Here is a 19,503-nt window from a genome sequence, read left to right on the forward strand (position 1 = left end):
AACAAGTGCCTGTCAAGGTCACGAGCGCGGCCCGGTCGCCGCACCACCCGGGAACGGCCTGCGCCGCCGCACCACACAGAGAGCGGCCTGCGCGCCGATGCCGTAGCACCGCCGCGCAGGCCGCTGTTCACCCCTCAGCCAGGACCCCCCATCGGGCCGCGACCTACCAGAGCTCGAAGAAGTTCACCGTGACGGTCTCGTTCGACTGGTCGATCGCCGTGAAGGCCGAGCCGTTCACGCTCGCCGTGTTGTTCTGGTTGGACGCGCCGGCGCCGGTGGCGACCTGCTGGGTGGTCGTCGAGTTGCCGTAGTTGTCGTTACCCACACCGCTGCCGCTGATCGTGGCCACGGACGCGTTCGATCCGTCGCCCGCGAAGGCACCGTTGTCGGCCTGTGCGACGCCCGAGAAGAGTGCGACGGCGAGGGGCAGCGCGGCGACAGCGGCGAGGGCACGGGCGGTACGGATGCTTGCCATGTCAATTCCTCCAGGAACCGTAGGTGCACCTGAGCGCACCGGAAGTGCAGAAGTACGGCTGAAACCCAGGCAGTTGGCCGACCGCCTCGGTCGTACGTGTTCACGACGTCGCGCTTCCAGAGTTGCCCACCGAATCCCCGGCGAACCACTGCGGACGCCTCGATTCCACCTCAAGCGTGAGGACATGTCGATAAACCCCCTTCACGCCATCAATCACCCAGCTCAGACCCATACGGACCCCCGAAACCCGCTGCCGGCAAGGGGAAAACCGTTCCGGCACATTTTCAGCCAATCCTCCGCAAGACCCCTCCCTCCCCCCCTTCCCTTATTCGAACACTCGTACGAACATAGAGGCATGGCCACCACCGACCGGCACAGCGCCACCCTGGCCCTCGCCCACGCGCTCTCCGCCGCCGAGCGCGGGCTCCCCGTGATCCCCCTGTCCCCCACGAAGCTCCCCGCGCTGCCCTCGCCCCACCGCCGCGACCCGCAGCCGGTCCTCTGCCGCGGCGAGTGCGGGCTCCCCGGGCACGGTGTGTACGACGCCACGACGGACCCCGCCGGCGTGCGGGCACTGTTCGCCGCCGCGCCCTGGGCCACGGGGTACGGCATTGCCTGCGGTCGGCCGCCACACCACCTGATCGGCATCGACCTCGACACCAAGAACGCGGCGACGGGCGGCACCGACTCCGTCGCCGCCCTGCAGCAGCTGGCGCTGCAGCATCTGTTCACCGTCCCGGAGACGGTCACTGTGCTCACGCCCAGCGGCGGCCGCCACCTGTGGCTGACCGGCCCGCCCGACGTCGTGGTGCCGAACTCGGCCAGCCGTCTCGCGCCCGGAATCGACGTCCGGGGCAGCGGCGGCTATCTCGTCGGCCCCGGCTCGGTCTCGGCTCACGGCGCGTACCGGCTCGCGCCCGGCACCGCGGACCTGCCGCCCGCGCCGTGCCCCCGCGCACTGCTCCGCCTGATCGCGCCCCCCGCGCGCCCCCAGCCCCACGACCCCACGCCGTCATACGCGGCCGACCAGGTACCCCGGGGCGAAGGACTGATCCAGTTCGTGCGCGCCGCTCACGAGGGCCAGCGGAACACCCGGCTGTTCTGGGCGGCCTGCCGCGCGTACGAGAACGGCATCGGGGACGCGCTCGCCGACGCCCTCACCGAGGCGGCGGTCCGCGCCGGGCTCACCGAGCGGGAGGCCCGCGCCACGATCGCCTCGGCGGCACGGCTGAACGCGGGGCGGCGCGAGTAGCCGGTGACGTGAGGCGGCGCGACCAGCGGCACCCCGCCCGCCGCCCCGCCGCCCGCGGCACCCCGACGTAAACAGCCCATGCCAAGCGCACCTACGCGAAATGACATGGATCACAAAAGAGGCCCGGGGAGGGAAAGCAACTACCCCTTTATGCGGCATTTGCTCGCCCTGCGAGCGCGCCGTACCGAACCCCTCATCTCCCTAACTTGCTTCCTACGACGGCATTTGCGGTCATACGATCACCGAACAGCGGCCCTGCGTGGGTGCTACCGCAGCGGCTGCCCCAACACTTTCGAACCCCGCCTTTCGGACCCCAAAAAAGGACTCCGTTGAAGATTCGCCGCACTCTGGCCACTGCCGTCGTCGCCGCCGTGACCACCCCCGCCGTCCTGCTCTCCGTCACCCCGGCGCTCGCTGCCGCCCAGCCGGCCGCCGCGTCGCAGGCGCAGCTGCGGGCCGCGCAGGACAAGCCCTCCATCGAGGAGCTCGAGAAGGCCGCCGAGGCGGCGCAGAAGGCGTACGACGACGCCGTCGCCGCGGAGAAGGTCGCGCGGGCCACCCTCGATGCCGCCCTCTCCGATGACGCGCCCCTCACCGTCGCCGCCGAGGTCGCCGAGCAGGAGGCCGCCGCCGCGGCCGTCGCCAAGGAGAACGCCGACAAGGCGGTCGCCGACGCCAAGGCCGCGCTCGCCGCGCTGCCCGAGACCGCCACGGCTGAGGAGAAGGCGGCCGCGGAGAAGGCCGTCACCGACGCCGAGACCGCGGCCGAGGCCGCCGAGGCCGCCAAGGCCGCCGCCGACGAGAAGGCGGCGACGGCGCGCCAGGTCGCCGAGGACGCGCGGGTCGAGGCCGCCAAGGCGTATTCCGTGGTCAAGCAGGCCCTGAAGGACGCCCTCGAGGCGAAGGAGGCCGCCGACAAGGCGCTCGCCGACGCCAAGGAGGAAGCGGAGGAGGGTGAGGAGGACTGCGTCTTCGAGAGCAAGCTCACCACCGTCGTCAGCGGCCTGCCGTCCAAGATCGTCGCGGGCTCGACGACCGACTTCTCGCTGCGCGTGACCAACGGCACCGACAAGACGCTCGACGAGGTCTTCCCGTTCGTCTACTTCCACGCGACGGACAAGAGCGGCTACAACGTCATCGACGACGCCTTCCACCTCCAGTGGTCGACGGCCGCCTCCCCGGCCTGGAAGAACGTCGAGGAGGACGGCGGCTACGCCGGCTCCGTCAGCCCGCTGAAGGCCGGCGCCCACGCCGACGTGAAGCTGCGCCTGAAGGTCGACGCCAAGGCCCCGGCCGGTGACGGCCTCGCCTTCGTCGCCGGTGACTACATCAACGACGACGAGTCCTGCGGCGGCAACGACTTCACCGAGTACGCCTTCGAGCTGCTCGCCGCCGGCAGCGACGCCGGCAAGGTCGACGACGCCAAGCCCGGCAAGACCACGCCGCAGACCCCGGACAACAAGCCGCAGGGCGTCACGTCCACCACCCCGGTGAACTCCGGCTCCCTCGCCAACACCGGCTCCTCCTCGGCCCTCCCGCAGCTCGCTGCCGCGGCCGGCGCGGCCGTGGCCCTCGGCGCCGGCGCGGTCTTCGTCGTCCGCCGCCGCAAGGCCGGTTCCGCCGCCTGACGCACCCTCACGCAGGCGCGTTGTCGTACGTCCAGGAGAGGCGCCCCCGACCACGGGGGCGCCTCTCTCTGCCTTCTTCTCCGACTTCTCCGAGGTGCTTGCGCACACGAACCCGTGCTTATGGTTCCGCCATGCCAGTCCCCGACCTCATCCCGATCGCCTACGAGCCCGGCCATCGGACCAAGGCCATCGCCGGTACGGCGGAGGGTGTGCGGAAGCGTCAGCCGGCCTGCGACGGGGTCTGCTTGATGCCGTCGACGACGGCTCGGTTGATGATGGCGCTGGTGAACTTCACCGTGCCGGGCTTGATCAGGGCATCCGGTCCACTGAGCCGCTTCACCTGAACACTGCGCTCGCCCAGGAAGACGTAGGTCTTCTTGTCGAAGATCCATTCCTCGCGCGCGCCGCTGGTCTCGTCCAGCCGGGCCACCGCGACACCGTGCCGGCCGACCGCGTCCACCGCGTCATCGACGACCACGACACCGGGGATCTTCGCGGCGGCCTTGAACAGCGCCGAGTAGAGCTCCGCCGGCGGGTAGCTCTCGCCGAGCAGGTCCCCGATGGTGGTGAATGCCTCCTGGTCGGGGGAGTTGCCGTGGCCCTTGGTCTCCTTGTAGATCTTGGCCAGCAGTTCGTCGGGGTCGGTGGTGAGCTTGGCCAGGTAGTCGTACGACGGAGCGTTCAGGTGCGCCGTTGGGGTGTTGCCTTGCTCGTCGGGGAGGCTCAGGGTCTCGCCCTCCGGACTGTCGTTGACTGCGGGGTCGATCAGCCAGCCCTTGGCGCCGTCCGGGGACTCCCACACCTGCCGGCGGTGCAGCTCGTGACTGGCCAGGGTGGTCTTGTCGTCGACAGTCTTGAGGAAGGTGTCGGCCGTCTTGGACTCGATGTAGACGTACTGGCCGGGCATGACGGCCGGGCGGGACCCGTCGGCCGCCGCCAGCGAGATCTGGTCGAGCAGCTGGGGCACGCCCTCGGTGGTCGCGGCACCGATCTGTGTGGTCAGGGCCGGTCCGGTGGCGACACCGCCGTCCCTGACTCCGCCACCGCCGGACGACATGATCCCGGCAACGACCGCCCCTGCCAGGGCCACCGCCATTGCGGGCAGCGCGATCGCCGGACGTGGCAGCCGGAAACGCCGCGCCTTCGCGGGGTCTGCCGTCGCCGTGCGCTCTTCCTGCTGCATGTCGTGAATCTGGGCCATCAGACGCTCCTTGTGGAACTGGTGACGGCCCGTCGGCAGGTCTCGCGCCGTCCGGGACAGGAGCTGTGCGCTCTCATCCCACTCGGCCGGGTTCTGCCGGGACGTGTTCGCGTTCATCGGTTTCCTTCCTGCGCGGGCCGGATCGCGTTTGCGTGATCGCCTCTTATCTGTCGACCGGGGCAGCCGCCTTCCCGTTTCCTGGCCACTCTCTTGCGCGCCATGTCGGTTGCGGGGCAGGACGGTTCGGTTGCGGGGCGGGCTGTTTCGGCAATGGGGCGCGCCAATTCGGCCTCGGCCAGCGCACGCAGCTTCCTGCGGGCCCGGGAAAGCCGGGAGGCGACCGTGCCGACCGGAATCCCGAGCGCTTCCGCCGCGGCCTCGTAGTCCAGGCCCTCCCCCAGGCAGAGCGCGATGACCTCGCGCTCCGGTCTGCGCAGCGCGGCGAGCGCGGTGAGGGCCGTCGCGAGTCGCCGCCGGTCGTCGAGCCGGTCGGCCACCTCGTCGGCGTGGTCGGGAACCGACAGCTCGGCCGCCGCTGCGGCGTTGGCCGCCGCCCGGTACCGCCGGTTGCTCCGGTACTGGTTGCGCGCGGTGTTGGTGGCGATGCCCAGCAGCCAGGGCCGCAGGGAGCCGCCCTCGGGGTCGACCTTGTCGCGCAGCCGCCATGCCTCCATGAATGTCGCGGCCATCACGTCCTCGGCCGTCGACCAGTCGGCGGTCAGACGGAAGGCATGGTTGTAGACCGCGCGGGCATAGCTGTCGAAAAGCTCCGCGAACGCGCTCGAATCCCCGGCCCGTACCCGGGTACGCATATGAGTGCTCACGCCAATGAGCTGTCCGGCACCCCACACCGCCTTCCCGTGACCTGCGCCACACTCGGCCTCCATGCCCGTTCCAACACCGACGGGCCCCGCCGCGAACTGTGGGACAAGGCCTGATCAACACAGGGACACAGGCGAGAATCGATCGTGAGACAGTTCGCATACGAGAGGGGTGCCCGGAAGCTCCGGACACCCCTTCTCACCAGGCCGCATGTGCCATGCGCGGTGGGTGTGGGATTTGAACCCACGGTGACGTCGCCGCCACGACGGTTTTCAAGACCGTTCCCTTAGGCCGCTCGGGCAACCCACCTCGCGCCGCCGGCCCGGAACGGACGATCACGGGTCACGTGCGCGTGCACAGCCTAGCCCGTCAGCTGTCGCCCTTGCGCTGGCCCAGGGTGAGCTCGACCGTGGACTCCTTGCCGTCGCGTTCGTAGGTCAGGGTGACCTTGTCGCCGGGCTTGTGGTTCCAGATCTCGCTGATCAGGGTCGGGCCGCTGTCGATGGGCTTGCCGTTGAACTTGGTGATGACGTCGCCCGCCTTGAGGCCGGCCTTGGCGGCGGGGCCGTCGGGGGTGACCGCCGGGGTGCCGCCGGTGCCCTGGGTGGCGATGGTGGCGCCGGTGGCCTCGTCCGACATGTTCACGGTGGCGCCGATCACCGGGTAGACCGGCTCGCCGGTCTTGATGAGCTGTTCGGCCACGTTCTTGGCCTGGTTGATCGGGATGGCGAAGCCGAGGCCGATCGAGCCGGCCTGGGCCTGGCCCTGGCTGCTCCCCGCGGACTGGATCGCGGAGTTGATGCCGATCACCGCGCCGCTGGCATCGAGCAGCGGGCCGCCGGAGTTGCCGGGGTTGATCGAGGCGTCGGTCTGCAGGGCGCTCATGTACGAGTTCTTGCCGCTGGAGCCGTCACCCGAGGCGACCGGACGGCTCTTGGCGCTGATGATGCCCGTGGTGACCGTGTTGGAGAGGCCGAAGGGCGCGCCGATCGCGATCGTCGCGTCGCCGACGGCCACCCGGTCGGAGTCGCCCAGCGGCAGCGGATTCAGTCCGGCGGGAGCGTTCTTCAGCTTCAGCACGGCGACGTCGTAGCCCTGGGCACGGCCGACGACCTCGGCGTCGTACGTCGTGCCGTTCGGGAAGATCACGGAGAGCGTGCCGCCGTCGGCCGCGGACTCCACCACGTGGTTGTTGGTGAGGATGTGGCCTTCCTTGTCGTACACGAAACCGGTGCCCGTGCCGCCCTCGCCCTCGGCGGCGCCGGACTTCGCCTCGATGGTGGCGACGCTCGGCAGCGCCTTGTGCGCGACCGCGGCGACCGTGCCCGGCTCGCGCTTGAAGTCGGCCGGGGCTTCGCCGGCGGAGACGGTCGTCGAGATGCCGCCGTCGTCGGCGCGCTCGGCCGCCCAGTAGCCGATGCCGCCGCCGACGCCTCCCGCGACGAGCGCGGCGGCGACCACGGCGGCCAGGAGACCGCCGGAACGCTTGCGCGGGGCGGCCGGAGAGCCGGCCGGGGGCACGGGGGCTCCCCAGGGGGATGCGGGCGACGGGGGCGGCGGCCAGCCGCCCGCGGCGTGCTGCGTCACGCTCGGGGAGGACGCCGGCACCGGCGGTACCTGCTGCGTCGGCGCGTCCGCACCGGCACCGGCAGGCTCGTGCGCGGCGTGTGCGGCATGCGCCTCGCGGGCGGCCTGCTCGTGGATGGCCTGCGCCTCGTGGGCAGCCTGCGCGGCCTGCGCCGGCGCGGCTTCGGGAGCGGCCGCCGGCACAGGAGGGTGCACGGGAGGTACGGACGGGGCGGCCTGACCCGCAGTGCCCTCGTGGCCCTCGTTCTCGGTGCTCACAGCTTTCTCTCCTCGATTCCGCGAATCCGCGATTCCGCTGCCGGTACGCGGTGCTCAGCTTTTCCCACTGGCTGTCAGGCCACTGTAAGCAGGACCTGTGCGTATCCGCGCCCCCCTTTATTACGGACATTACGGTCACATGATCGACGGCCCCGTTCCGACGATGACACCATGACGCGGTGACACCACTCCCGATCCAGGTCGTCGCTCACCGAGGCGCCTCGGAGGACGCTCCCGAACACACGCTGGCCGCCTATGTGAAGGCCATCGAGGACGGGGCCGACGCCCTCGAATGCGATGTCCGGCTCACCGCCGACGGCCATCTCGTCTGCGTCCACGACCGCCGCGTCGACCGCACCTCCAACGGCCGCGGCGCCGTCTCCGCCCTGGAGCTCTCGAAACTCGCCGCGCTCGACTTCGGCTCGTGGAAGGACCGCGAGGAGAGCCCGGACTGGCGCGATCGCGAGTTCACGTCCGTACTGACCCTGGAACGGCTCCTGGAACTGGTCGCCGACGCCGGGCGGCCGGTCGACCTGGCCATCGAGACCAAGCACCCCACCCGCTGGGCGGGCCAGGTCGAGGAGCGGCTCCTCCACCTGCTGAAGCGCTTCGGCCTCGACGCACCCACGACGCCCGCCGGGTCGTCCGTGCGCGTCATGAGCTTCTCCGCGCGCTCGCTGCAGCGGATCGCGGCCGCGGCGCCGACCATCCCGACCGTGTATCTGATGCAGTTCCTGCCACTCCGCATGCGCGACGGGCGGCTGCCGGCGGGCTCGGGCATCGCGGGACCGGGGATCCGGCTCGTACGCAATCACCCCGTGTACATCGAGCGCCTGCACGCGGCGGGCCACCGCGTGCACGTATGGACCGTGAACGAGCCGGAGGACGTCGACCTGTGCGTCGCTCTCGGCGTCGAGGCGATCATCACCAACCGCCCGAAGCAGGTTCTGGCCCAACTGGGCCGCGGTTAGCCCCCCCAGCGCCGCGCCCGGAGTCGGGAGTCCGGGCCAGGATCACTACAGGGAGTGCACCGGCGCGTTCGGACCGTGTTCGATCGTTACGAGTGCGTCACCACACACGGATTGGCCGGTTTCCGGTCCAGTCCATTGGGGCATCCACACCGTGGCGTGGGGCAAAGGAGGTCTCGGGGGTGGCGTTGGTGGTGGCACAGGAGGTGCCCACGTCGTCGAGCATGGCCGTACCCCATGGCCCTGCGGGCGTGGGTGAGGCAAGGCACCGGATGCGTGAGCAGCTGCGACGCAGCGGGTTGTCCGAATCGGTCGTCGACGATGCCGTTCTGATCCTTTCCGAACTGCTCAGCAATGCCTGCCGGCACGGCAGGCCACTGGGGCGTGCGGAGATCGGGGACGGCGACATCCGCGCCGCGTGGCGCATCGACAAGGCCGGGAGACTGACCGTCGAGGTGACGGACGGAGGTGGTCCGACCCGACCGGTTCCGGCCACGCCCTCGGTCACCGCACACGGCGGCCGCGGGCTCAACATCATCAGTGCGCTCGCCCAGGACTGGGGTGTACGGGACAGCGCGACCGGCGAGGTCACGGTGTGGGTACTCGTCACCGAAGGGCATCGTCGCGACGATTTCGCTACGCGCGTCACTGGCTCCGGTCCCGGTACCGGGTTCGAATTCGTGGACGCCTATGAGGACGCGTACGAGGAAACGTACGACGACGCCTAGGACGACGCCGAGGACGACGCGCACCGCTTCACGCACCGCGACACGCATGGCCGCGCCCCGCAACGACGCTCCCGCGACATCCACAACGTGCTCAACGGCGCGCACCGCGACGCGCACGGCCGTGCCCACCGCGACGCGCACGACGACACCCTCAGACACGTCGCGGCCGGCATACGCGCCGTAACGGCTAGGCTCGCGCCCGAGACACAGGCACCACACAGCACCGCAGTCCTCGGGAGAGAGCCACACCATGGCCAAGAAGCGCCCCCAGACGAAGGCCGTCAAGCCGCAGACCGCCGACGGGGAGATCCCTGTCGTCGGTGCCCGCGAGCCCTGCCCGTGCGGTTCGGGTCGTCGCTACAAGGCCTGCCACGGCCGGGCCGCCGCGCACGCCGTGACCGAGCGGGTCCAGCGCCCCTTCGAAGGGCTGCCCAACGAGTGCGACTGGGTCGCCCTGCGCGAGCTGGTCCCCGCCGCGACGGTCGAACTGAAGTTGAAGGACGGCCTCCCCGACGACGTTCCGTCGGTGACGCTCGCGACCGTCCTCCCCATGGCATGGCCCGCGCTCCGCCGCGACAGCGGCGCCGTGCTGCTCGCGCTGCAGAACGACACGACCTCAGGCGACCTGAGCCGCGACATCGCCGACACGCTGCGCCGCGCGCTCGTCGCCAAGCCCGGAAGCCCGGTCGCCGCCGCGCGCGTGCCCGCGGACGGCCCGCGGCTGCAGGATCTGCTCGACCTCACCGCGCCGTTCGAGCCGGTCATCCACTCGGGCTTCGAGTTCTGGATCCCGGACTCCGCGGAGAACGCGAGCCCGGAGGTCGCCGCATCGCTGGAGCGCGCCAACGCCGCCGCGATCCCGACCGTCAAGCTGACCGGCGTGGACGCGGCGTACTGGTGCGAGACCCCGGAGAAGAACCACCTGCGCTGGGTCATGCCGCACCCCGAGGAGGAGCTCCTCGACGCGCTCGCCCGGCTGCATGCCGCCGGGACGTCGAGCCTCGTCGAAGGCACCCGGCTGGTCGGCTCGTTCCGGGCGCACGGGCTCATGGTCCCGGTCTGGGACCTGCCCCGCACCATGGGCGCGGAGGAGTGCGAGAAGCCGGCCGCGGAGTTCGCCGAGCGGCTGGCGGCGGCGCTCGCCACCGACGCCCCGCTCACCGCGGACGAGCGCAGGGCGCGCGGCGGTCTCACCAACCGCCAGGTGACCCTCAGCTGACGGACCACAGGCGAACCGTCGGCCGGCGGTCCGAAGACGACCCTCGGCCGACGGTCCGGACATGACCCCGGCCGACGGTCCGGACGTGACCCTCGGCCGGCCGTCCACAGCCCCCTCCGGCCGACCATCCGCATGCCCCCCTCGGCAGACCGCCCGAGATGACCCTCGGCCGACGTCCCGCGGCGACCCTCGGCCGACCGCCCCGAGATGACCCTCGGCCGACCGTTCCGCGGTGACACTCAGCTGACGGTCCGGACGGTCACAGTGACGATTTCTGTCACGCGATCGGTGATCCCGGTCACAAGTGCCACACGGACCGGTAATTCCCTGTCCGAATACCCCAGATCGAATTTGCGAACAGCAGATCTCTTGTTACCGTTCTGGAAGCCCGGTCGCTGGTGCATCCCCCGTCGCCAGCGACCGGGCGTTGCTATTTCCGTATTACGACACGCCGCGCAATCGGCCCTCAACCGCCCGTAGCGGAAGGGGAGTTGCTCCCCGAACGCAGCAACAGCGGCCCTTCTCCGAGATCTCCGGACCCCGCGAACTCCGCCACCGCCACATACGCGTCCGCTTCACCTTGCGCCTTCTCACGCGGTGTTTCGCAGGCCCCGGGCTCATCGTCCGCTTCGACATCGCAACGGGTCTGTACGGTCCTGCCGCCGGGCGCCATGAGGCTCAGCACGGAGCTCAGGCGCTCGCCCGTCGCGTTGCGGTAGTACGTGCGCGCCCACGCGTCCCGGCCCTCGGTCAGGACGCACGTCTGGGCCTCGACACCGTCGGGGGAGGTGAGTTCCGGGCCGCAGCGTTCGCTGGTCCGCTCCTGACCTGGCGAGGCGGCCGCATCGATTTCAGCCAGAATTCCGGGCCGGACCGCCCTCTTGTCATTCTCCGGTGCGGACCTCTCCGAGGCCCTCTCTTCAGGTCCTGGCGCACGGGCCGGTCCCGCGGAGGCGGAGATGGGCAGCACAGCGGCACAGACGACCGCGAGCGCGAGTCCGGTCATGCGGATGTTCATGGGCGGCCCACCTGCCGGCGCGGGGACGTGTGCGTGTCCGGTCACGCGTGCGGCGTGACACGTGCGGCGCATTCGGTGGGCCGAAGATATCGACGGGACGAGGGCGCCCGGGGCCCCGCGCGCCCAATTCCCGTACAACTGGGCTCGGCTCACACTCGTACGAGTGAGCCGAGCCCGTTCGGTACGCGGACCGAGCCCCTTCGGTACGCGGGCCAGGCCCGTCCGGTACGCGGACCGAGCCCGGGGCTCAGTACGTGAGCCGGGTGCCGTCCCCGGCCTCCGGCGGGGTGAATCCCTCTGCCGGCGCGCTCACGCTCGCCTCGACGAGCGCGTCGACAACGGCCTCCACGTCCGGCAGCCAGGGGGACGCCGACCCGGGCAGCGGTGCACGCTCCCAGCGGACCTGTCCCGTACCGGCCTCCGACGGGGGCAGCACCAGATAGCCGCCCTCGCCGTGGAAGCGGAGCGAACTCGGCACCCAGTCCTTGGCGTACAGCAGCTCGCCCAGCTGCTCCATCGAGTACGGAGCCACCAGCAGCGACCAGCGGGTCGGGGTCGCCACGACCGGGCCGAGCCGCATACCCATGCGGTCGAGTGCGGCGAGCGCCCGCGCCCCCGCCACCGCCGGCAGGCTCACGGCGCACGGCGCACGGCCTCCCGTGGCCAGCACGATCGGAGCCGTGGGGCGGTTGGTCCACCACCAGCGCACCATGCGCTCGTCGGTGGTCGCCGCGAGGATTCCGGGATCGAAGGGGTGCGCGCCGGGGACGACGCACTCGGGGTCGGGACAGGCGCAGCCGCGGCCGCGGTCACCGCGCGCGGCCGGACCGAGCCCCACACCGGGAAGAACGGGCCAGTGCCATGCCGTGGCGCAGGTGAGCGCCGCATCGAGCTGGGCAGGCGTCCCCTTGTGCCGGAACCGGAGCCTGCGTCGCCTTCCGGGGATCTCGCGCATGAGCGCTCGTTCCTTTCCGTTGAACGCCGAGGGCCACATCACACCATGTGTGCATCACTTCACTGTGCGTACTGCTGACGTGCCACTTCGCGGTTCGTGCGCTGCGCGCTCCGCGCGCTTCGTGCATCACTGCAGGCGTTACTGCGTGCATCGTGCAGGTCGGCACATCACCGCCCCTTGCCATGGGTGTGCCATGGGCATGGGCGCCCCCTGATCAGCTGCGGCGGCGAGCACCGCGGGGGGCCGAACGACCGTGGGCTGTGTCCATTAAACGCATGGCGAGGGGTGGCGCATGCATGGCGCTTTGCTGTCCCGCTGAACTGGTCCCACTGGTCCCGCCACTCGGGATGGGGCGCGGCGGCCTCGGCGGTTAAGACGCCCGGGCTCCCCGCCAGGTTCCGGAGCTGTCCCAACTGCCCCTGGCCATCACCGTTTACGTACCCATCACGTTCGGGATGACGCTCCTCCTGGGACTTCGGACTTTGGATCTTCGCCCCGGGAGGTACCCCCTCTCGAACTCCCTCAGTCGACCGCAAATAGATGCCATGGGGGGCATTTTTTGGCCAAGTTAGCAGCCCTCCGAACACCCCACGGACACCAGCAATTCCGCTAGGACAATGCTGGACATCCCCTCACGTGTGCGTGTAGATGTGGATGCATTGATAGCTGCGCAGAATGACATGGGGGTTTGCGATGCTATTGGCCGAAACGCACCAGTCGGAAAGTCGGCTGCCATGAGCGCCCCTCACCTGCCGAAAGTGGCCGGAATCGATTCAACGGTTCCCGCTTCCGCGCACACTGCCGCGGCCCTCGCCGCCCCCACCCCTGCACCGGCCCCGACGACCGCCCCCGGCGCGCTGATCCAGGACCGGCTGGCCGGCTGGGTCTCCGACCTCACGACCCTCCACGAACTCACCGAGCGCCTGGCCAGAACGAGCACGCGCGACGACGCACTCCATGAACTCCTGCGCGCGGGCGCCGCCCTGGTCGGCGCCCGCCGTGGCATGGTCGTCCTCGAACCGCCCGAGGGCCGCGGGCCCGCCACCACCGTCGGCCTCGGCCTCGCCCACGCCGACCTCGGCCACATCGAGACCGTCCCGCGCAGCGCCACCCCCTACGGCCGGATCCTCGACGGAGCCCCCACCGGCGTCCCCGGCGCGGTGGCCCAGGCCGATCTGTTCCGCGACGAGGGCCTCGACCCGCGCCTCCGCGAGGTCGCCGTCCGCCTCGGCTACGCGGCCAGCTACGCCCTGCCGCTCGCCACCGCCGAGGCCGGAAGGCTCGGCGTCGCCGTCTGGTTCTACGACGAGCCCGCCGAACCGGTCGAGCGCCAGCGCCATCTCGTCGGCCTCTACGGGCGGTACGCCACGGAGCATCTGGCCCGCCTCCTCGAGCTCGACCGGGCGCGTGCGCGGATGGCGACCATCGCCGAGGAGCTGCTGCCCAGCCGGCTGCCCCGGGTCCCCGGGGTCCGCCTCGCCGCCCGCCATCTCGGCGGACCGCGCGGCGGCGGCGAGTGGTACGACGCGCTGCCGCTGCCCGAAGGCGCGCTGGGGCTCGCCGTCGGCTCGGTCTCCGGGTCGGGGCCGAGCGCCCTGGCCGCGATGGGGCGGCTCCGGGCGAGCCTGCGGGCATACGCGGTGATGGAGGGCGAGGACCCCGTCGCCGTACTGTCCGATCTGGAGCTGCTGCTGCGGCTGACGGAGCCGGCCCGTTCGGCGACCGCGCTGTTCGCGTACTGCGAGCCGGCGCTGAGGAAGGTCGTGCTGGCCGGAGCCGGGCACACCCCGCCGCTGATCACCGGGGACCGGCGGACCGAGTTCGTCGAGACCTCGCTGTCGGCGCCGCTGGGGATGCTGGCGTGCTGGGAGGCGCCGAGCGTGGAGTTCTCGCCCGGGCCCGGAGAAACGGTGCTGCTCTACACCGACGGGCTGCTGCGGCGCACCGGCGATCCCATGGACCGGGCGTTCGCGCGGCTGCACACGGCGGCGGCGAGCGTCCCGAAGGGCGCGCGCGACGACCCGGCGGCGATCGTCGACCACGTGCTGCGGACCGTACTGCCCGAGGGACTCGGCAGCGGTGCCGACGGCGACGAGGACGACGAGGACGTGGTGATGCTGGCGGCCTGGTTCGAGTAATCCGCGCCACATCCGCGCCTCATTCGCGCCTCATTCGTGCGTGAGATGCGCCATGGGTCCAAGGACCCTGGGCCCCCTGCCGTACGACCGTACGATGGGTGAGGGTTCAGTGTCGTACCAACAAGGAGGCGGACCCGTGGCCGAAGAGCTCAACACGGAGACCCCGGAGACCCCGGAGACCGAAGAGCAGCCGATCAAGCAGCGCAAGAACGGGCTGTACCCGGGAGTGTCCGACGAGCTCGCGGAGAACATGAAGTCGGGCTGGGCCGACACCGAGCTGCACGGCCTGGAGCCGATCGCGCAGGCCGCGCACACCGCGCGCCGCCGCGCCGCACTCTCCGCCCGCTTCCCGGGCGAGCGTCTCGTCGTCCCCGCGGGCAGGCTCAAGACCCGCTCCAACGACACCGAGTACGCCTTCCGCGCCTCCACCGAGTACGCGTACCTCACCGGTGACCAGACCCAGGACGGCGTCCTGGTGCTGGAGCCGAAGGGCGACGGCCACGAGGCGACGGTCTATCTGCTGCCCCGCTCGAACCGTGAGAACGGGGAGTTCTGGCTGGACGGCCAGGGTGAGCTGTGGGTCGGCCGCCGGCACTCGCTCACCGAGGCGGAGCAGCTGCTCGGCCTCCCGGCGAAGGACGTCCGCGAGCTGCCGGAGCAGCTGCGCGAGGCGACCGGCCCGGTCCGTGACGTCCGCGGCCACGACGCCGGCATCGATGCGGCCCTGACCGACAAGGTCACCGCCGAGCGCGACGAGGAGCTGCGCGTCTTCCTCTCCGAGGCCCGCCTCGTGAAGGACGAGTTCGAGATCGCCGAGCTGCAGAAGGCCTGCGACTCCACCGCCCGCGGCTTCGAGGACGTCGTACGGGTCCTCGACAAGGCCGAGGCCACCAGCGAGCGCTACATCGAGGGCACGTTCTTCCTGCGCGCCCGCGTCGAGGGCAACGACATCGGCTACGGCTCGATCTGCGCGGCCGGACCGCACGCCACCACCCTGCACTGGGTGCGCAACGACGGCGAGGTGCGCCCCGGCGAGCTGCTGCTGCTCGACGCCGGCGTCGAGACCACCGAGCTCTACACGGCGGACGTCACCCGCACGCTGCCGATCAACGGTCGCTTCAGCGAGGTGCAGCGCAAGATCTACGACGCGGTGTACGAGGCCCAGGAGGCCGGAATCGCCGCGGTGAAGCCGGGCGCCGCGTACCGCGACTTCCACGACGCGGCCCAGCGCGTCCTCGCCACCAAGCTGGTCGAGTGGGGCCTGCTCGGGGACCTGGACGTGGAGAAGGTGCTGGAGCTCGGCCTGCAGCGCCGCTGGACCCTGCACGGCACCGGCCACATGCTCGGCATGGATGTGCACGACTGTGCGGCCGCCCGGACCGAGGCGTACGTGGACGCGATCCTGGAGCCGGGCATGTGCCTGACCGTCGAGCCGGGGCTGTACTTCCAGGCCGACGACCTGACCGTGCCCGCCGATTACCGCGGCATCGGCGTCCGGATCGAGGACGACATCCTCGTCACGGAGGACGGGAACCGTAACCTCTCGGCGTCGCTTCCGCGGCAGGCCGACGAGGTCGAGGCCTGGATGGCGCAGCTCAAGGGCTGAGCGCGTAAGGCCTCCGTACGGCCTGTCCGTACCGGCAAGAGAGAGGGCGTCCGGCTCAGGGGACTCTGAGCAGGGCGCCCTCCCGCCATTTCAGGATCTTGTCGAAGCTCACCACCGCGCCGTGGCCCGGCCGGTTCCGGAAGTGGACGTGGTCGGCGAGCTGCTCGATCAGACAGAGTCCGCGGCCGTGCTCCGCGGAGAGGGACGGGGCGGGTGCGGCGACAGGGGCGAGGGGGGCGGCGGCGCACTGGTCGGGGAAGCCGGGACCGGAATCCGCCACTTCGATACAGCACTTCTCGCCGTCCAGATACGCCGTCACGCGGTACGCCTCCGACGGGCCGTCGGGCCCCGCGGCCCCGCCGTGCTCAACGGCATTGGCACACGCCTCGCTCAGCGCGACCGAGAGGTCGTAGGAGATGTCGGGATCGACGCCCGCGGTCTCCATCGTGCCGAGGAGAAGGCGACGGGCGAGCGGAACGCTCGCAGCCTCGCGCCGCAAATGGAGTGACCACCAGATGCTCATGCTCCAGCCTCCTGGCTGCGGCTCGACATACCGTTACGTATTGCCGCAAGGCCTCGTTCGTAAGCGCGTGGTTGACGTAAGAAGCGTCATTGACCCTCGTTCGGCGGACGCGCGTACGGCGTAAACGGGTGTATGTCCGTGGATAGCGGGGCGAGCACGCCCGGGCCCGCGCTCGAAGCCGCCGCAAACGTGAGCTTCCGGACCTGCCGCTCGGCGGCCACGGGCACAGTGCGATGATGTCCCGGCCATGTCTGCCCACCCGTCGGTCGAGCCCTCGATCGCACACGCCGGAGCCGGTCTGCGGCTGCTGAGGGCCGCGGTGTTCGCCGCGGTCTGCGTCGTGCTGTCCGCGCTGGGGCACGTGCTGGCCAGGTGCGCGACCGTCCCCTGGTGGACGCTCCTGGCGGGCTTCGTGATCGTCTTCGCGGTGACCTCGCCACTGGCCGGGCGCGAGCGGGCGATGCCCGTCATCGCCACCGCCCTGGCGGGCGGACAGCTCGCCCTGCACACCCTGTTCGGCCTCGCTCAGCGAGAGCTCGTGGTGGCGCCGACCGCCGACGACGCACTGATCAGGACCGCGGCGAAACTCCTCTGCGGCGCCGGGGGCACTTCGCTGAGCGCCGCCGACGCCCACCGGATCATCACCCGCGCCGGGATCGACCCCGCGGGCCTCGGGCACGCCACGGGAACCGCCCACGCGGGTCACCAGCACGCGGCGGGTGCCTCGGTGGAGGCCGCCGGGCTGCTGCCGGACGTTCCGATGCTGCTCGGCCATCTGCTGGCCGCGGTCGTGACCGGCTGGCTGCTGCGGCGCGGCGAGGTCGCGCTGTTCCGGCTGGCACGGCTGTCGGCCAACGGCGCCACCGAGATCGCGGAGGCCGCGTTCGTAGGGTCCCTGCGCGCCGCTCTCGTTCTCGTACGGGCCCTGCTCGCCGGACTGCCCGGGGCGCCCGGCACCGCTCCGCGCGCCGTCCGTACGCCCCTCGACACACCCCCGCCCCCGGTGGCCGGGGCACTCCAGCACACGGTGATCAGGCGCGGCCCTCCGGCCGCATACGCACTCGCAGCCTGACGCGGCCCACTCGACGGGAGTGGTGCCGCAGCGTCCGTGCGCATCCGCGCCGCGGGCCGCTCACCCTTCCTTCTCACGTGGAGTGTTCTCTGCCATGAACAACGTCTCTCGCCTCGCCGTCGCCGGTGCCGTCGCCGCCTCGTCCGTACTGCTCCTCTCCGGTACGGCCTTCGCGCACGTCAGCGTGCAGCCGCAGGGCGAGGCCGCCAAGGGCGGCTACGCCACGGTGAACTTCAAGGTCCCCAACGAGCGCGACAACGCCTCGACCGTGAAGCTCGAGGTCACCGTCCCCGCCGACCACCCGCTCTCCTCCGTGATGCCCCAGCCCGTCCCGGGCTGGAAGGCCGAGGTCACCAGGACCAAGCTGGCCAAGCCGCTCACGGTGCACGGCAAGCAGATCACCGAGGCCGTCTCGAAGATCACCTGGACCGCGGACGGCGGCAAGATCGAGCCCGGTCAGTTCCAGCAGTTCCCGGTCTCGCTCGGGCAGCTCCCCGAGGACACCGACCAGCTCGTCTTCAAGGCCCTCCAGACGTACGACAACAAGGAGGTCGTGCGCTGGATCGAGGAGTCGAAGGAGGGCGCCGCGGAGCCCGAGCACCCCGCGCCCGTGCTCCCGCTGTCCGCGGCGACCGGTGACCACCACGGCGGCGGCGCCACCAAGGCCGACGACAAGTCCGACGAGAGCGCGTCCGGGCACCACGACGCGGACGCGAAGACCGAAGCCGCCGCCCACTCCGACGCCGGCGACACCACCGCCCGTGTCCTCGCCGTGGTGGGCATCGTCATCGGTGCCGCGGGTGTCGCGTTCGGCGTGCTGGCCGGCCGGCGCCGCTCGGCCTGACGACGGACGCCGGTGCGCCGCCACGTCGACGCACCGGCACTCCAGCACTTCCACACACCACAACTGGGACATTTCCTTCATGCGTAAGAAGACTCTGACAGCCACCGCCCTCGCGGTGGCGGCCGCGCTGACGCTCTCCGCCTGCGGCACCGAAGGCGGAGAGACATCGGCGGAAGGCGCCATCGCCGACGTCTCCGCCCAGCCGAACGACAAGGCGGCGACCGTCCTCGACCGCCCCTTCGAGAAGCCCGATCTGGTCCTGACGGACACCAAGGGCCAGAAGTTCGACTTCCGCGAGCGGACCAAGGGCAGGCCGACGCTGATCTACTTCGGCTACACGCACTGCCCGGACGTCTGCCCGCTGACGATGAGCAACCTCGCCATCGCCAAGAAGAAGCTCCCCAAGGCCGACCAGGACAAGCTCCAGGTCGTCTTCGTCACCACCGACCCCGAACGGGACACCTCCGCCGAGCTCGCCAAGTGGCTGCCCGCCGCCGGCGACCCCACCTTCGTCGGTCTGACCGGAGACTTCCCGACCATCCAGGCAGGCGCGCGCCAGCTCGGCATCGGCATCGATCCGCCGAAGAAGGAGAAGGACGGCTCCGTCGTCTCCATGCACGGCGCGCAGGTGATCGCCTTCTCCCCCACGACCGACCGGGGCTACGTCCTGTACGGGGAGGACACCACCGCGGACGACTACGCCAAGGACCTGCCGAAGATCATCAAGGGGGAGAACCCGTGAACCGCCGCATCGCCCTCGCCGCCGTCACGGCCCTCACCACGGGACTGACGCTGGCGGGCTGCTCGTCCTCCGGCTCCGCGCCCGAGCTGAAGGTCAGCGGGGCGTTCATGCCGCAGCCCGTGGGCGACATGGCGGGCGGCTTCCTCACCGTCACGAACAGCGGGGGCACGGCGGACAAGCTCACCTCGGTCACCAGCAGCCTCTCGGACGACGTCCAGATCCATGAGACGAAGAACCAGAAGATGCAGCAGGTGAAGTCCTTCGACATACCCGCCAACGGTGAGCTGAAGCTCGAACGCGGTGGCAGCCACCTCATGTTCACGGCCATCAAGAAGCAGCCGGAGCAGGGCGAAACGGTCGACATCGAGCTGCACTTCGAGAAGGCGGACCCGATCAAGGTCGAGCTTCCCGTGGAGGCGCAGACCCACAACCCGAAGCAGCACTGAGCTACTTGAGGGACTGACGAC

Annotated in this window: 18 protein-coding genes and 1 tRNA gene; 11 read left to right on the forward strand and 8 right to left on the reverse strand. The window is 70.9% G+C overall.

The window, feature by feature from the left end; translation table 11 throughout:
• Nucleotides 1–163: 163 nt before the first annotated feature.
• The gene (locus ACFV9O_RS00325; RefSeq protein WP_385410578.1) at nt 164–475 is read right to left on the reverse strand and encodes a hypothetical protein; all 312 of its coding nucleotides are present in this window, start codon (nt 473–475) and stop codon (nt 164–166) included.
• 355 nt (nt 476–830) lie between these two features.
• Here ACFV9O_RS00325 and ACFV9O_RS00330 point away from each other — a divergent pair, with 355 nt between their 5' ends.
• Entirely contained in the window at nt 831–1,727 is an 897-nt protein-coding gene (locus ACFV9O_RS00330) for a bifunctional DNA primase/polymerase (RefSeq protein ID WP_385410580.1), read from the forward strand.
• Between the two features lie 329 nt (nt 1,728–2,056).
• The gene (locus tag ACFV9O_RS00335) at nt 2,057–3,355 is read left to right on the forward strand and encodes an LAETG motif-containing sortase-dependent surface protein (RefSeq protein ID WP_385410582.1); all 1,299 of its coding nucleotides are present in this window, start codon (nt 2,057–2,059) and stop codon (nt 3,353–3,355) included.
• Nucleotides 3,356–3,575: 220 nt separating this feature from the next.
• On the opposite strand, the gene ACFV9O_RS00340 is transcribed toward ACFV9O_RS00335, so the two are convergent.
• The 4 genes from ACFV9O_RS00340 to ACFV9O_RS00355 form a co-directional block, all read right to left on the reverse strand.
• Entirely contained in the window at nt 3,576–4,673 is a 1,098-nt protein-coding gene (locus ACFV9O_RS00340; protein ID WP_385410583.1) for a CU044_5270 family protein, read from the reverse strand.
• Nucleotides 4,670–5,368, reverse strand: a complete 699-nt coding sequence (locus tag ACFV9O_RS00345) for an RNA polymerase sigma factor (protein WP_385411091.1) — start codon at nt 5,366–5,368, stop codon at nt 4,670–4,672. The genes ACFV9O_RS00340 and ACFV9O_RS00345 overlap by 4 nt, the downstream gene beginning before the upstream one ends.
• Before the next feature lie 232 nt (nt 5,369–5,600).
• Nucleotides 5,601–5,687: transfer RNA gene (locus tag ACFV9O_RS00350), tRNA-Ser, on the reverse strand.
• Nucleotides 5,688–5,747: 60 nt separating this feature from the next.
• Nucleotides 5,748–7,223, reverse strand: coding sequence for a S1C family serine protease (locus ACFV9O_RS00355; protein ID WP_385410585.1), 1,476 nt, complete (start codon nt 7,221–7,223; stop codon nt 5,748–5,750).
• 179 nt (nt 7,224–7,402) lie between these two features.
• On the opposite strand from ACFV9O_RS00355, the gene ACFV9O_RS00360 reads away from it, so the two are divergent.
• The 3 genes from ACFV9O_RS00360 to ACFV9O_RS00370 all read left to right on the forward strand — a co-directional run bounded on the left by ACFV9O_RS00360 (nt 7,403) and on the right by ACFV9O_RS00370 (nt 10,138).
• The gene (locus ACFV9O_RS00360; RefSeq protein ID WP_385410587.1) at nt 7,403–8,194 is read left to right on the forward strand and encodes a glycerophosphodiester phosphodiesterase; all 792 of its coding nucleotides are present in this window, start codon (nt 7,403–7,405) and stop codon (nt 8,192–8,194) included.
• Nucleotides 8,195–8,286: 92 nt separating this feature from the next.
• Entirely contained in the window at nt 8,287–8,919 is a 633-nt protein-coding gene (locus ACFV9O_RS00365; protein ID WP_385410588.1) for an ATP-binding protein, read from the forward strand.
• A 250-nt stretch (nt 8,920–9,169) separates the two neighbouring features.
• Entirely contained in the window at nt 9,170–10,138 is a 969-nt protein-coding gene (locus tag ACFV9O_RS00370) for a DUF5926 family protein (RefSeq protein WP_385410590.1), read from the forward strand.
• A 466-nt stretch (nt 10,139–10,604) separates the two neighbouring features.
• On the opposite strand, the gene ACFV9O_RS00375 is transcribed toward ACFV9O_RS00370, so the two are convergent.
• Together ACFV9O_RS00375 and ACFV9O_RS00380 are read right to left on the reverse strand one after the other, a co-directional pair.
• Complete coding sequence (locus ACFV9O_RS00375) at nt 10,605–11,156, reverse strand: hypothetical protein (protein WP_385410592.1); 552 nt, start codon at nt 11,154–11,156, stop codon at nt 10,605–10,607.
• Nucleotides 11,157–11,403: 247 nt separating this feature from the next.
• Nucleotides 11,404–12,111 carry a bifunctional DNA primase/polymerase gene (locus tag ACFV9O_RS00380; RefSeq protein ID WP_385410593.1) on the reverse strand — a complete coding sequence of 236 codons (708 nt, stop codon included), beginning with the start codon at nt 12,109–12,111 and terminating at the stop codon, nt 11,404–11,406.
• A gap of 617 nt (nt 12,112–12,728) precedes the next feature.
• Between ACFV9O_RS00380 and ACFV9O_RS00385 the strand changes: the two genes are divergently transcribed.
• A complete protein-coding gene (locus ACFV9O_RS00385) occupies nt 12,729–14,249 on the forward strand; it encodes a PP2C family protein-serine/threonine phosphatase (protein ID WP_385410595.1) in 1,521 nt (506 codons plus the stop codon).
• A gap of 136 nt (nt 14,250–14,385) precedes the next feature.
• On the forward strand, nt 14,386–15,855 hold the full coding sequence (locus ACFV9O_RS00390; protein WP_385410598.1) for an aminopeptidase P family protein: 1,470 nt from the start codon (nt 14,386–14,388) through the stop codon (nt 15,853–15,855).
• Nucleotides 15,856–15,910: 55 nt separating this feature from the next.
• On the opposite strand, the gene ACFV9O_RS00395 is transcribed toward ACFV9O_RS00390, so the two are convergent.
• Complete coding sequence (locus ACFV9O_RS00395) at nt 15,911–16,378, reverse strand: ATP-binding protein (RefSeq protein ID WP_385410600.1); 468 nt, start codon at nt 16,376–16,378, stop codon at nt 15,911–15,913.
• Between the two features lie 247 nt (nt 16,379–16,625).
• Between ACFV9O_RS00395 and ACFV9O_RS00400 the strand changes: the two genes are divergently transcribed.
• From ACFV9O_RS00400 to ACFV9O_RS00415, 4 genes are all read left to right on the forward strand, one after another.
• Nucleotides 16,626–17,450: a hypothetical protein gene (locus ACFV9O_RS00400; protein ID WP_385410602.1), complete on the forward strand. Its 825-nt coding sequence runs from the start codon at nt 16,626–16,628 to the stop codon at nt 17,448–17,450.
• Nucleotides 17,451–17,544: 94 nt separating this feature from the next.
• Nucleotides 17,545–18,294, forward strand: a complete 750-nt coding sequence (locus ACFV9O_RS00405; protein WP_385410603.1) for a YcnI family protein — start codon at nt 17,545–17,547, stop codon at nt 18,292–18,294.
• A 79-nt stretch (nt 18,295–18,373) separates the two neighbouring features.
• Nucleotides 18,374–19,036 (forward strand): SCO family protein, encoded by a 663-nt coding sequence (locus ACFV9O_RS00410; protein ID WP_385410604.1) that lies wholly within the window; start codon nt 18,374–18,376, stop codon nt 19,034–19,036.
• Nucleotides 19,033–19,482, forward strand: coding sequence for a copper chaperone PCu(A)C (locus ACFV9O_RS00415; RefSeq protein ID WP_385410606.1), 450 nt, complete (start codon nt 19,033–19,035; stop codon nt 19,480–19,482). Before ACFV9O_RS00410 ends, ACFV9O_RS00415 begins: the two co-directional genes overlap by 4 nt.
• The last annotated feature ends 21 nt before the right edge of the window (nt 19,483–19,503 follow it).

The sequence above is a fragment of the Streptomyces sp. NPDC059909 genome (genome assembly GCF_042730885.1).
Classification (GTDB): domain Bacteria; phylum Actinomycetota; class Actinomycetes; order Streptomycetales; family Streptomycetaceae; genus Streptomyces.